This is a genomic window from Sphingomonas sp. BL-S-30 (assembly GCF_055521475.1).
Genome location: NZ_CM145481.1, coordinates 2,747,260 through 2,760,536, shown reverse-complemented (window position 1 = coordinate 2,760,536; position 13,277 = coordinate 2,747,260). Strand labels below are relative to the sequence as shown.

Below are 13,277 nucleotides of genomic sequence, written 5' to 3'. Positions count from 1 at the left end.
CATGGCCACGACCTTTTGTCCGGACGCCGCTGTCGATACAACCATGTTCGGCCTCGCCAAGCTCGAGGCGAGAGAAGGTGTATGGGCGACGCGCGCGCCGATCCCTTCGCCCGCCGCGGATGAAGTGCTGATCAGGGTCCGCCGCACAGCGATCTGCGGTACCGACATCCATATCTACAATTGGGATGAGTGGGCGGCCCGCACCGTACCGGTACCAATGATCTTCGGCCACGAATTTGCCGGGGAGATCGTCGAAATCGGACGCGCCGTCACCCGGCCGCTGCGCGTCGGCCAGCGGGTATCGGGCGAAGGCCATGTCATCGACCCAGACTCCGTCGCTGCCCGCGCGGGGCGTTTCCATCTCGACCCCAATACGCGCGGTGTCGGCGTCAATCGCCAAGGAGCCTTTGCGGAGTATCTGTGCATTCCGGCCTTCAACGTCGTGTCGCTGCCAGACGAGGTAAGCCTGGATGTCGGGGCGTTGCTCGATCCATTCGGTAACGCGGTGCACACCGCGCAGCAGTTCGATCTACTGGGCGAGGATGTGCTCGTCACCGGTGCGGGGCCGATCGGGATCATGGCTGCGGCGGTCGCTCGCCGGGCTGGAGCGCGGTCGGTCGTTCTTACTGACGTAAACGACTTTCGCCTGAATCTCGCGACAAGACTCGCCGATGTTCGGCCGGTGAACATCGGCCGGGAGGATTTGCGCGACGTGATGGCTCAGGAAGGCATTACGGATGGTTTTGGCGTGGCGCTGGAGATGTCCGGTGCGACGTCCGCAATTCGACAGGCGATCGACGCGCTCGTCATGGGTGGCAAACTCGCGCTGCTTGGTATTCCGGGCAAGGAGATCGATGTTCGGTGGGCAGACATCATCTTGAAAGCGATCACCATCCGCGGGGTCTATGGACGAGAGATGTTCGAGACCTGGCGTAAGATGCTGGGCCTGCTCCGCAACGGCCTGGACCTTGAGCCGTTGATCACCCATCGCCTCGAGGCGCGTAGTTTCCAGGCCGGTTTCGACGCGATGCGCTCCGGAGGGGCCGGCAAGGTCGTGTTGAGTTGGTGAGGTCGAGTGGCTTGTGGCGTTGTATGCGCCCTGCAGTTGGATCGTGGCCGGCACTCCGAATTCTCGGGATCGGTTTCACTCAGCGCAGCGTGCACATGCAGCAGCCCTAATCTCGGCGGCGATGCAAGCGGTGGCCGCAATTGCATTGGCGCGCTTACTTGGTGGAGGAAAGCCCGTCACGCCTTTTCCACTGGAGAACGTGACGCTCACGATGACGCCGAAGGCTTTGACGCGCGCGAGCGGCACGGCCGACCGTTATTTGCTCGAGCCGCGCAGGTGCCGGAGCCTCCGCGTGACTGCGCCGACGGATTTCCGAACCGGAGGCAAGACGGGAAGTGCGGATCCCGGGCTGATCGGCTCAGTTTGCGGCTATACGTTGCAGCTCAGCGAGAAGCGCCGCCGCTGCCGGCATCTTGATATGCCCGAATCCCCGCACGGCGAGCGGCGCACTCGCGACGCGCAACGCGTCGTCCAGAGAGTCGGCCGACAACCGCCAGGAAAGCTGCTCGATCGCTGTCAGATAGGCGTCCCGCAGGTCGCGTTCCAGGCGGCGTTCTGTGGTTCGGCCAAAGGGGTCGAGCACGGTCTCGCGCAATGGTTTTAGCCTGGCCAGGAGGCCCAAAGCCGGGAAAATCCAAGGACCAAAGGTCCGCTTGCGTGGATGGCCTGTGCGTGGATCGATGCCGGAGAGGATCGGCGGCGCGAGATGCACCTTAACCGCGCGCGGGCTGTCGAACTCACTCTCCAGTGCCGCGCGGAAGCGGCCATCCGCGTAGAGGCGCGCGACTTCATACTCGTCCTTATACGCCATCAGCTTGTATGCCGAACGGGCTACCGCCCAGGCAAAGGCCTCGCCGCCGGAGACACCGGCGCTGGCGCTACGTACCTGAACCATCAGGTCGCCGTAGCGCCGAGCGTAGCTGTGGTTCCAGTAGAGTGCGAGATCGTCGCTGCGGCGCCCGATGAAGCTATCGAGCGTTTCCGGCGGTGGCGCGACATCCGCCGCTTCAAGCGCCGCACGCCGGCCCGCGTCAAAGGCGATGATATTGGCCGCGACGGCGCGATTGTTCAGCTCGATCGCCTTGATGATCGCCGCACGCGGCAACGGGATCCGGCCCTGCTGCCAGGCAAAGCCAAGCAGGATCATATTTGATCCGATCGCGTCGCCGAACAGGCGCGTGGCCAGCTGGCTGGCATGCAAGGTGTTGGGACTCAGGCCGGAGGCCGTGGCGAGAGGCGCCAGCAACGTCGCCGGATCGATCGCAGAATCGCGGTTGGCCTGAAAATTGGCGGTGGCGCTGGTGTCGCTGTTGCCGATCACCGGTGTTCCCTCAGCGATTGTGGAAAGCACTTCGGGATGCACTGCGGCGATCAGGTCGCAACCGAGAACGAGATCGGCCTGACCAGGGCCGATCCTGGCCGACACGACGCACGACTCGTCACGGCGCAGCCGGACGTGGCTGAACACAGCGCCACCTTTCTGGCTGAGTCCCGTCATGTCGAACAGATTGGCGTGAAGGCCCTCGATCTGCGCCGCCATCCCCAGCACAGCTCCGATCGTGACCACGCCGGTCCCGCCGATGCCGGCGATGATCATGTCGAACGCCTCCGCTGGCACACGGAAGTCGGGTTCGGGCAATGGGAGGTCGACCTGCGCAAGCTTGGGTGCCGCCTTGCGGAGGCTGCCGCCCTCGACCGTCACGAAAGAGGGGCAGAAGCCCGCGACACAAGAAAAGTCCTTGTTGCAGGCGGACTGATCGATCCTGCGTTTGCGGCCGAGTTCGGTCTCGAGCGGCTGGATCGCCAGGCAGTTCGACGCAGTCGAGCAATCGCCACAGCCTTCGCAGACCAGCGCATTGATGAACGTCCGCCGATCGGGGTCGGGAAACGCGTTGATCTTTCGACGCCGGCGTTTTTCGGCAGCGCAAACCTGATCATAGATCAGCACGGTGACGCCCGGAAGTTCCCGCAGCGCCTTCTGGACGAGGTCAAGCTCGTCGCGATGCCGCAATTCGGTCCCATGCGGCAGCGGCTCGTCGCTAAACCGCCCCGGGTCCTCAGACAGAACGACCACCCGCTCTACGCCCTCTGCCCGGACCTGCTGCACGATCCGGCCCACCGTGAGGTCGCCTTCGACTGGCTGCCCGCCGGTCATCGCCACCGCGTCGTTGAACAGGATCTTGTAGGTGATCGTTGTCCCGGCACGCACGGCAGCGCGAATGGCAAGCGAGCCTGAATGGTTATAGGTTCCGTCGCCGAGATTCTGGAAAATATGCGGCATGTCCATGAAGGTCGACAGGCCGATCCAGTTCGCGCCTTCGGCGCCCATATGACCCATCGGGATCGGATTACGTTCCGGATGGAACATCACCATCGAGTGGCAACCGATACCGGTCGCACCGAACGAGCCTTCGGGAACCTTGGTCGACAGATTGTGGGGGCAACCGGGGCAAAAGGCCGGGCGCCGTGCAGCAACTGGCAGCGACGCGCCCGCGCTCTGTGCACGTGCACGAACCGCTGCCAGAGACGCGGCGAAGTGCGGGGCATGCCGGGCGACCTGATCCATCATGGCCTCGATGCGTGCGCCGAGCGCCAGTGCCACGCTTGTGGGGTCGAGCGGCATATCCTCGGGCAGCAGGGCGCTGCCGTCCGGTGCCCGCTTGCCCGTGATCCGCGGGCGGTTGTCCTTCGCGTAGAACTGAATGATCGCCTGAGCTTCGGCATGGGGCCGCTTTTCCTCGACGAAGAAGATTTCGCGCGCCCGGGTAGCTGCATCTTGCAGGCCAGCCGGATCGAGCGGGTAGATCAGGGCAATCTTGTAGACCCCGATCCCAAGTCGTTCTGCTGCCCCGTCATCCACGCCGAGCAGGGCGAGAGCTGCGATGACATCCGGGAAGGCCTTGCCCGCCGTTGCGATCAACAATTCAGGCTGCAAGGCACCAAACGCCATACGGTCGAGCGCGTTGGCTCTCGCGAAGGTAGCAGCCATGGGCAGCTTGTGGCGTACCAGCCGTGCATCCTGCCGTTGCGTCGCCATGACTTCCGGCCGGATGTGGACACCCCCTTCAACCTCGGGCGCGTCCGGAACGATGAACGGCATGGGGGTCGGCAGGTCGATCGCTTCCGTTGCCTCTGCGGTCTCGTTGACGAGCTTCAGCCCGACCAGAAGCCCCGAGTAGCGTGACATCGCGATCGCAGCGAGCCCCATTTCCAGGATTTCGGCGACGCTGCTCGGATAGAGGGTCGGCACGCCCCAGCTGGCGAGGGTCAGGTCGCTTTGGTGCGCCGTGGTCGACGATTTTCCATTATGGTCGTCGCCATAGATCAGCACCACGCCACCCAGCGGCGATACGCCTTGCAGATTGGCATGCTTGATCGCATCGCCGGAGCGATCGACTCCCGGGCCCTTGCCGTACCAAAGAGCAAAGACGCCATCGACCTTCTTGCCGGGCATGAAATCGATCTGCTGGGTTCCGGCAACCGCGGTCAGCGCCAGATCCTCGTTCACCCCGGGATGAAAGACGATGTCGCTCGCGGCCAGCTCATCGCCAGCCTTCCACAAGGCGTCGTCATATCCGCCCAGCGGCGATCCGCGATAGCCGCTGATATAGCCAGCGGTGTTGAGACCGGCGCGGCGATCCATGTCGCGTTGCACGATCGGCAGGCGCACAAGCGCTTGCGAACCGCTGATCAACGCGCGACGGGCATCGACCCGGTACCGATCCTTCAGGCTTATCGTATCGGTGGGCATGGTGCACGCGTGCCTCTTGTGCAGGGAGTCGGGATCGTCGATCGCACCCGTATTTCTGCTCCGACGCGCATTTCAAACCACCAATTCGTAATGGGGCCATGAGGCCGGGAATTGAGCCGTTACGCGGCCCGCCGAGGGCGGCGGGTTCGGCACGCTATCCACGAAGGTACATGGACGCTGCGCGATCAGCGGGACGAACCGCGTGGGCGCGCTGTCAGTTCGAAACGCGCTTCAGCCTGAGATCGTGATAGTCGAAGCTGAAGTCGGCGAGCGGAGAAAGAGCTCTGAGCGTGACGCCTCCCATGTCTCCGCGCGTCATGTCGAAACAGATCACTGCGTCTTCCCCGGCGCCGCGCTTGAACCGCGTGCGGAAGCAGTCTGGACCAAAGGGCTCTAGCGCACTTTTGAGGGCGGGTGTACGCGTAAAATCGATGAAGAGGTTCGCTCCTCTCCGCGCGATCACAATGTCCCCATACCACGGGTCCCGGTATCGACCGGCATAAAGGTCGAGGGGGCGGCTCGGTCCGCCGGCCGGCGCTTTGAAGTCGCCATTTCCGAGCAGGGCCGCGACCTGCTTCAGCTGTTCGGCGCGGGTGCTGCGGGCGTTAGCCAGCCAGTCATGCGCCGGTGCGGCCAGCAGCAGGTCCATGATGGCGTAGCGAAGGGCCGAGACCGCATCGCTGTCCTCGCAATTGGTATAGACCACGAAGGCGATGCCCTGATCGGGCAGTAACGTCGTCCGCGTCACTTGCCCGGCGAGCCCGCCCGAGTGCGACAGCATCCGGCAACCGCGATAGTCGGCAACGCCCCAACCGAGGGCGTAGGCCGACAGAACCGTCCGCTCGGGGTGATCGGCGCCTGGCCCCGGGCCGCTCGAGATGATCGTGCGCGGCGTCCACATTTCCCTCGCCTGCGCTTCGCTCCACAAGCGAACGCCGCCCGGTATCGCTCCCTTGCCAAGCTGGACCTGCAGCCAGGGCACGGCCCCGGCCACGCTCAGACCGATTCCGCCTGCCGGTCCGATGACCGGCGACTCCGACGGAGGCACAACCTCGATAGTGCCGAGTCCGCGCGTCGGCGGGCCAAGCCTGGCGTGCCGGGCAGCGATGTTCGGGCCCGTCATCAGGCTGGTATTGGTCACCGCGTCATCCATGCCTAGCGGCGCGAAAATCCGTCTGGCGACATAATCGTCCCAGCTGAGGCCGGACACGCGTTGCAGCACGATGCCCGCGACGATGTAGAGGATATTGTCATAGGCATAGGCGGACCGAAATGGCGACGCCGGCTTGAAATGCGGCAGTGCCGCCAGCATGTCCGCGGCGCTGTGATCGGTCGGCGGCACCTGCATCAGATCGCCCGCGCCGAGCGGCAGCCCGCTATTGTGCACCAGCAGGTCGCGCACGGTCATCAGCGTCGTTACGGTGTGATCATACATTCTAAACTCGGGGACGTGCTGCGTGACCCTGTCGTCCCATGACAGTTTCTTCTGATCCACCAGCAGCGCAAGGCTGGCACTCAGAAACGCCTTGCTGTTCGAGGCGATGGCGAACTGGGTGTGCACGTCGACCCGGGCAGGCGCCCCCAGCTTTCGCACACCATAGGGCCGCAGTATCGGGTCGCGACCCGCCTGCACGATTGCGACTGCGACGCCTGGGATGTCGAAGGCGGCCATGAAGCGGGTGACCGTGCTGTCGAGTGCGTCAAGCGCCGGTGACGCGGCACTTCCGGTTGACGGTGCGATCGCCGCGAGAGTGCCAAGTGAGGCCCCTTTCACAAGCGCGCGGCGGCTGATCTGCACGGGGTCCCTCATGCTAGCTGCGCCTGTTGCGGCAGCCAGGCGCGGAGCCGCTCGATCGCTTCCTGCACCAACTCGGTCGACACCGCGAAGCTGAACCGGATGAACTCGCCCCCGCGCTCCGGATCGAAGTCGAGCCCGGGGGCTGCTGCGACGCCGGTCTCGGTCAGCATTTTCTTACAGAAGGCAAGGCTGTCTCCTGTGAGATGCGCGACCGAGGCATAGATGTAGAAGGCGCCGTCGGGCGGGGCAATCTCGCCCAATCCCAGCGCGGGCAAGTTTTCCAGCAGCAACGCCCGGTTGCGGCGATACGTCTCTACATGGCCGTCCAGTTCCTCCCTGCAGTCGAAAGCGGCGAGGGCAGCATGCTGGCTGAGCGACGGCGGCGTGAGGAACATGTTCCCCATCCGCTTGCGGGCTTCCTCGACCATGTCGGCGGGAGCGACCATCCAGCCCAACCGCCACCCGGCCATGCTGAAATATTTGGAGAAGCTATTGATGATGATGGCGTCCTGGGAATGCTGCAGCATGCTCTGTGCCGGCGCGGCGTAGCTGAGCCCGTGATAGATTTCGTCGGAAATAATGCGGATATCCCGTTCCGAGCAAACGCTGGCGATAGCGGCGAGTTCGTCCGGTGCGATGATCGTGCCGGTCGGATTGGCGGGGCTCGCGATGATCACGCCGCGAGGGGCAGGATCAATCGCGGCGATGGCGGCAGCGCTGATCTGAAACCTCTCGGGGGCGCTGCACTCAAGTTCGATCTCGTCCATGTGCAACGCGCGCAGGCAGTTACGATACGCGACATAGCCGGGCCGGGCCAGGGCCACGCGGTCACCGGGCACAAACGCCGTGCTCAACGCGAGGACGAGCGCAGGCGAGGCGCCGCACGTCAGCACGATTCGGCCCGGGGCGACCTCCAGGCCATACCTCTCGTTGTAATGCTGGGAGATACGTTCCTTGAGAGGAATGCTTTCCCAATAGCCCATCGGATCGCTTTCCAGGATCTGCCGGGCTATCGCTATCGCTTTGGCTGGCGCACCGGTTGAAGGTTGGCCGAATTCCATGTGGATGACCGAGCGGCCCTCAAGTCGAAGCTTATGGGCAAGCTGACTGATCGCGATCGCATGAAAGGGTTCGATTCGAGAGTTCAACTGGCTATCCTCGCGGCACTTCAGGCGTCACCGAAAGCGGCGAGCGCACCAAGGCACCATGGGAGGGATCTGTTGGCCATCCCGGAAAACTCTACGACCCATTAGCCAGCGCGATGGATCGAGCTCAGTTTCCGGGCGCGACGAGCGCGAGCATCTGAGATTGCGTCTCCGCCATCGTTCTGGCCCACCAGGCGGCGAATTGCCGCACCGGGGAACGTGCGTCGCCAGGCCGATGGGTCACGATGCGATAGCTCGGACCAGGCACTGGCGCATATGGGGCGGCGGGCACGAGCTCGCCGCGTTGCACAAGGCGCTGAACGATTGCGGCGCGGCCCATGGCGATACCCTGGTCGCACATCGCCGCATGGTAAGCGAGGATCGAGAGGTTGAAGTGGCGATCGATCACCGGCGCGTCAGGCCATGTCGTATTCACGATGCGGCGCCAGTCGCTCCATTCGAGATTGGGCGCTTCGCCAGCGCACGGCACGTCGTCGTGTAGAAGGACGATGGGCGGCGGATCGTCCGACTGAAGGCGCTCAAGATAGGCCCGCGAGCAAACCGGGAAGAGCAATTCGCGCACGGCGGCTAACTCGTGCATGCTCTCCGCGGTCTCCCCGGTGTAATCGATAACCAGGTCGACCCCCTCGTCGTCGAGCCGCTCCGAGGTCCACAGCACGAATTCGGAACGCAGGAAAATCTCGATGCCGGGATGCTCGCGATAGAAACTCTCAAGATGGGCAACCAGCCATTCGGTCGCGAGCGAGGGCACACAGCTCAGAACGATCGCACCGCGCTGATGCTGGTAGATGCGGCTGATGCTGTCATTCAGCTCCCTGGCGACATTCGTCATCGAATTCATCAGCAGCTCCCCCGCATCGGTAAGCGAGATGCGGCTCTTGTTGCGAATGAATAGGGGCGTGTTCAGGCGGGCCTCGAGCCGCAGCACGCGCTGGCTCACGGCCCCCTGGGTAACGCCCAGCTGCCGAGCTGCAGCCGTAATCGAGCCGAAGCGACCTGCCGCGCGAAATACCCAAAGGTCCGACAGCAATTGAGCGTCGAGACGGTGGGCATCCGCCTTCGAGTCTTCGCGGGGTATCATCGTCCGAACCTACCCATACGCCCGCATTTCGCAACAACCCACATGGGGCCGACGACGGAAGGTCGTGCGAGAAGCCTAATGACCGCATTAGCTTTGAGGCTTTGTCCTGCCGTGGGCGCGGTGGTTCCTTGACCCGCGTCATTCAGGAAGGCGCGGCACCATGTCCGCCCCCAGTCACGAGCGTGAGGCGGTGGTAACGAACCATGATACAGCGGCCCTATCTGATCTTTCTCGGCGATGCCAAAGGGGAACCCAATACCAAGACTGCTTTCGGCGTGCGCGACTGGCTGCCTGACGACGTAATCGGGCAGGTTCGCCTGCCGGGCTGCGATGTCGATCTCGGACTGCCGGAACTGTCGATGGCCGAGGGCTTTGAACGGGGGGCGCGGTCGCTGCTGATCGGCGCTGCGCCGGTCGGGGGGCTGCTGCCCGCAAGCTGGACGCCAAGCCTACTTGCAGCGCTCGATGCGGGGCTGGACATCGTCAGCGGACTGCATACGCGGCTCACCGATATCGACGAGGTCAGGCAGCGCGCTTCTGCCCTTGGCCGGACACTGCACGACGTTCGATCGCCGACCCGCCAATTCGCCGTGGCGACCGGCCTAAGGCGCGGCGGCAAACGCATGCTGATGGTGGGAACCGACTGCGCCCTGGGCAAGAAATACGCCGCGCTTGCGATCGAAAGGGCGCTGTCTGCCGCAGGGGTGGATGCTGATTTCCGAGCGACGGGCCAAACCGGGATCATGATCGCCGGCCGGGGAATCGCCATCGACGCCGTGATCGCTGACTTTGTTGCCGGCGCCGCCGAGATGCTTTCACCCGAGGCACCGGACGATCATTGGGACGTGATCGAAGGACAGGGTTCGTTGTTCCATCCAGCTTATGCAGGCGTCACATTGAGCTTGGTGCATGGCTCGCAGGCCGATGCACTCGTGCTGTGCCACCATCCGCTTCGCCAGACGCTGAACGGCTATCCAAGCTATCCCTTGCCCGACCCTGGCGAAGCGATGGACCTGTACCTGCGCGTGGCGCGCCTGACCAACCCTGCGGTTCGCTTTGTTGGTATCAGCCTCAACACGTCTCAGATGGAGGCCGCAGACGCTCAACAGCTCATCGCGGCTTTCGAAGACAAGTACGGCCTTCCCTGCTTCGATCCGCTGCGTTCGGACCTGGGGCCGTTGGTCGATCATGTGCTGGGCGGCAGGGTGCCGGCGTGACGCGGCTCGCCATGCATGTCGAGATCAAGAAATGGCCGATGCGCGAGCCATTTGCGATCTCGCGCGGCGTACAGGATGAGGTGCCTGGCCTTTGCGTGACGCTCACCGATGCCAAGGGTGCGCGCGGCCGCGGCGAGGCTTGCGGCGTCGACTATGCCGGCGAAACGCCCGAGAGCATGTCAAAGCAACTCGAGGGGGCTCGCGCGCCCATCGAGGCTGGACTGAGCCGGGCGGCGCTGCTCGACTTGCTGCCGGCGGGCGGGGCGCGGTTTGCTGTCGACAGCGCGTTATGGGATCTTGAGGCCAAGCAGAGCGGCACGCCGGCCTTCCTGTTGGCCGGCCTCGCAGAGCAGAATCCGGTCGATACCGCGTTTACCATCGGAATTCGCCCAACTGCCGATTATAAGAGCGCGGCGCGGGCGCGGGCCGAACATCGCGTGCTCAAGCTCAAGGTGAACGGCAGCGATCCGATCGGTGCCGTCCGGGCAGCCCGGGCGGGCGCACCGAGCAGCACTTTCATCGTCGACCCGAACCAGTCATGGAGCGTCGAACAACTCAAGCAATTCGCACCCGTGCTGGCCAAACTCGGCGTGGTGTTGGTGGAGCAGCCGATCCCGGTCGGCGCAGAAGCAGGCCTGGACGGGTATCACTGTCCAATCAGGCTCTGTGCCGACGAACTGATAGATAGTGTCGCCGATCTAGGAAAGGCGGTAGGCCGGTTCGACGTGATCAATATCAAACTCGACAAGGCCGGAGGACTCACTGCGGGACTCGCGCTCGCTGCCGCTGCTCGTTCACAAGGACTGGGCCTGATGGTCGGTTGCATGGCGGGTTCTTCGCTGGCGATGGCCCCAGCGACGATCCTGGCCCAGCAGGCCGACTTCGTCGATCTTGACGGCCCCTTGCTCCAGGCAGAAGATTGGCCGGACGCGTTGCGCTACGATCGTGGCCGGGTCCTCCCTCCGACGTCGGCGCTCTGGGGCTAGTGGCCAGCGCCGCCTCCCCGGATTCGGCCATGTGGTTTGGCCAACCACGCGGCCTCACGATCCTGTTCCTGACCGAAATGTGGGAGAAGTTCTCCTATTACGGCATGCGCACGCTGCTGATCTACTACATGGTCAAGCAGCTGATGCTCGGTCAGGCCCACGCGTCGCTGGTCTACGGGCTCTATACGGCATTTGTCTATTTCACACCGATCCTTGGTGGCATCATTTCCGATCGCTGGCTCGGTCGGAGGCGGGCCGTCATCATCGGTGGATCGATCATGGCGGCCGGTCATTTCCTGATGGCGTCAGAACCACTCTTCTACGTTGCGCTCGCGACCATCGCACTCGGCAACGGGCTTTACCTCACAAACCTGCCGAGCCAGATCGCGAGTCTCTATGCGGAGGACGATCCGCGCCGCAACTCGGCCTATAGCGTCTATTATGTCGGCGTGAATCTGGGCGCGCTGCTGGCGCCCATCCTGTGCGGGACCATCGGCGAAATCTATGGCTGGCATTGGGGCTTCGCCCTGGCGGGGATCGGCATGCTGACGGGCCTGCTCATCTATGTGTTTGGCGCACGCTATCTGCCTCCCGAGCCGGCCCGGGCGAGACCAGTCGCGCATGTCGAGGCCGAACCAGGCCGGTGGAACGCGCTCTGGCTCCTGCTGGGCGTCGCCATCGCGGTCGCCGTCCTGCGCGGCGCTTATGAGCAGATCGGCAACACCATCGCGCTCTGGGCGGATGGACAGGTCGATCGCAAACTCGTCGAGGGCATTATCATTCCGATGACATGGTTCCAGGCCCTCAATCCGCTCTTGATCTTCATCATTACCCCATTCCTGATCAGGCGCTGGACCCGTCAGGCGCGGGAGGGACGTGAGCCCAGTTCGACGAGCAAGATGGCAATCGGTGCCGCCGGCATCGGGTTTGCCTATCTCCTGCTGGCCGGCGCCAGCGCTGCGACCACAGCCAGTGGCGGGCAGACGAGCTGGGTGTGGCTGAGCCTGTTCCTCTTGGTGCTGACAGCGGCCGAGCTGTGGGTGCTGCCGATCGGGGTGGGTCTGTTCGCCCGGCTGGCACCGCCCCATATGAGCGCAACGATCATCGCCGCGTGGTTCCTTGCGACGTTCGCCGGCAACCTTCTGGCGGGTTTGCTGGGGACCTTGTGGAGCTCGATGCAACCCGCGCAGTTCTTCGTGGTGATGGGCGGCGTCGCGGCAATCTCGGCGTTCGGCCTCGTGATGCTCAATGGCCCCGTGAGCCGCGCCGAGGCGGCCAGGAGCGGCGCGTGAGAGCACCGCCTCCGCCGCCTGCCGATCTCGCTCCATTAATCGGGCAATATGGCGACCCGGGTGTGTTGCTCGACATATTCGAGGCCGAGGGCGCGCTCTGGGCGATGGGACCCGGATACGCAGCCGACGCCCTCGAGCGGGTCGACTCGACCACGTTCAGGGGAAAGCGCGGGAGGCGGCGGCTGACGTTCGAGGCAAGTGGCGAATGGCTTCTTGCCGACAAGGTGCCGCTGCGCCGCCGCGACGTCGGTGCCGAGCTGGTGTCGGCCTTTCAGAAATCGCTTGACCCCGCGGCATATTCCGCCTCGTCTCAATCGGACGGCCCGCGCTTGGAAGCCCTTGCCTCACTCGACGCCATAGCCGGAGTCCGGCTCGACATCCGCTATGCGACGGCGGACAATTTCATGGGCTTTGCGATCTACGATCGTCCCTACGCTTTTGCCCGTCCGGCGGTCGTGGACGCGCTCACTCGGGTCCAGGGTACCATGGCGCGCCACGGCTATGGCCTGGTCATCCACGACGCTTACCGGCCTTGGTCGGTCACCAAGATGTTCTGGGACGTCGTGCCGCCGGCATCGCGCGCGTTTGTTGCTGACCCAGCGATCGGGTCCAAGCATAATCGCGGCTGCGCGATCGATCTGTCGCTCTGCGACGCGGAAACGGGGTCGCTGTTGGTAATGCCGTCGCACTTCGACGAACCGACCGAGCGCGCGCACAGCCAGTATCGGGGCGGTACGACCCTGGCCCGCTGGAACCGTGACCTGTTGCGCATGGCAATGGAGACGGAGGGGTTCGCGGTTCAGGCCGACGAGTGGTGGCACTTCGACTTTCACGCCTGGCAGGATTACCCGATCGAGAATGTCAGCTTCGCCAACCTGGCGGTCTAATAGCGGCATTAGCTTTCGGCATTTGTCTTT

At 64.1% G+C, this 13,277-nt stretch carries 9 protein-coding genes; 5 read left to right on the top strand and 4 right to left on the bottom strand.

Translation table 11 applies throughout. The features are described 5' to 3' along the window. Position 1 precedes the first annotated feature (1 nt). Entirely contained in the window at positions 2-1,069 is a 1,068-nt protein-coding gene (gene tdh / locus ACZ1I5_RS12840) for an L-threonine 3-dehydrogenase (RefSeq protein WP_465173961.1), read from the top strand. Positions 1,070-1,427: 358 nt separating this feature from the next. Here the strand turns inward: tdh and ACZ1I5_RS12835 are convergent, their stop codons facing one another. The 4 genes from ACZ1I5_RS12835 to ACZ1I5_RS12820 all read right to left on the bottom strand — a co-directional run bounded on the left by ACZ1I5_RS12835 (position 1,428) and on the right by ACZ1I5_RS12820 (position 8,865). Beyond that, positions 1,428-4,820, bottom strand: coding sequence for an indolepyruvate ferredoxin oxidoreductase family protein (locus tag ACZ1I5_RS12835; protein WP_465169638.1), 3,393 nt, complete (start codon positions 4,818-4,820; stop codon positions 1,428-1,430). Between the two features lie 214 nt (positions 4,821-5,034). After that, positions 5,035-6,618, bottom strand: a complete 1,584-nt coding sequence (locus ACZ1I5_RS12830; protein ID WP_465169637.1) for a serine hydrolase — start codon at positions 6,616-6,618, stop codon at positions 5,035-5,037. A gap of 8 nt (positions 6,619-6,626) precedes the next feature. After that, complete coding sequence (locus ACZ1I5_RS12825) at positions 6,627-7,766, bottom strand: aminotransferase class I/II-fold pyridoxal phosphate-dependent enzyme (RefSeq protein ID WP_465169636.1); 1,140 nt, start codon at positions 7,764-7,766, stop codon at positions 6,627-6,629. Between the two features lie 124 nt (positions 7,767-7,890). Further along, complete coding sequence (locus tag ACZ1I5_RS12820) at positions 7,891-8,865, bottom strand: LysR family transcriptional regulator (RefSeq protein ID WP_465169635.1); 975 nt, start codon at positions 8,863-8,865, stop codon at positions 7,891-7,893. Between the two features lie 203 nt (positions 8,866-9,068). On the opposite strand from ACZ1I5_RS12820, the gene ACZ1I5_RS12815 reads away from it, so the two are divergent. The 4 genes from ACZ1I5_RS12815 to ACZ1I5_RS12800 are packed head-to-tail and all read left to right on the top strand — an operon-like array spanning position 9,069 to position 13,247. After that, the gene (locus ACZ1I5_RS12815) at positions 9,069-10,082 is read left to right on the top strand and encodes a DUF1611 domain-containing protein (protein ID WP_465169634.1); all 1,014 of its coding nucleotides are present in this window, start codon (positions 9,069-9,071) and stop codon (positions 10,080-10,082) included. After that, positions 10,079-11,068, top strand: a complete 990-nt coding sequence (locus ACZ1I5_RS12810) for a dipeptide epimerase (protein WP_465169633.1) — start codon at positions 10,079-10,081, stop codon at positions 11,066-11,068. Before ACZ1I5_RS12815 ends, ACZ1I5_RS12810 begins: the two co-directional genes overlap by 4 nt. Next, a complete protein-coding gene (locus tag ACZ1I5_RS12805) occupies positions 11,068-12,360 on the top strand; it encodes a peptide MFS transporter (RefSeq protein WP_465169632.1) in 1,293 nt (430 codons plus the stop codon). The genes ACZ1I5_RS12810 and ACZ1I5_RS12805 overlap by 1 nt, the downstream gene beginning before the upstream one ends. Then, the gene (locus ACZ1I5_RS12800; RefSeq protein WP_465169631.1) at positions 12,357-13,247 is read left to right on the top strand and encodes a M15 family metallopeptidase; all 891 of its coding nucleotides are present in this window, start codon (positions 12,357-12,359) and stop codon (positions 13,245-13,247) included. The genes ACZ1I5_RS12805 and ACZ1I5_RS12800 overlap by 4 nt, the downstream gene beginning before the upstream one ends. The last annotated feature ends 30 nt before the right edge of the window (positions 13,248-13,277 follow it).

What these genes read in the sequence shown, in the direction of transcription:
- ACZ1I5_RS12820 (WP_465169635.1), bottom strand. Translation starts at nt 8,865, where the DNA reads ATGATACCCCGCGAAGACTCGAAGGCGGATGCCCACCGTCTCGACGCT.
- ACZ1I5_RS12835 (WP_465169638.1), bottom strand. Translation starts at nt 4,820, where the DNA reads ATGCCCACCGATACGATAAGCCTGAAGGATCGGTACCGGGTCGATGCC.
- tdh (WP_465173961.1), top strand. Translation starts at nt 2, where the DNA reads ATGGCCACGACCTTTTGTCCGGACGCCGCTGTCGATACAACCATGTTC.
- ACZ1I5_RS12815 (WP_465169634.1), top strand. Translation starts at nt 9,069, where the DNA reads ATGATACAGCGGCCCTATCTGATCTTTCTCGGCGATGCCAAAGGGGAA.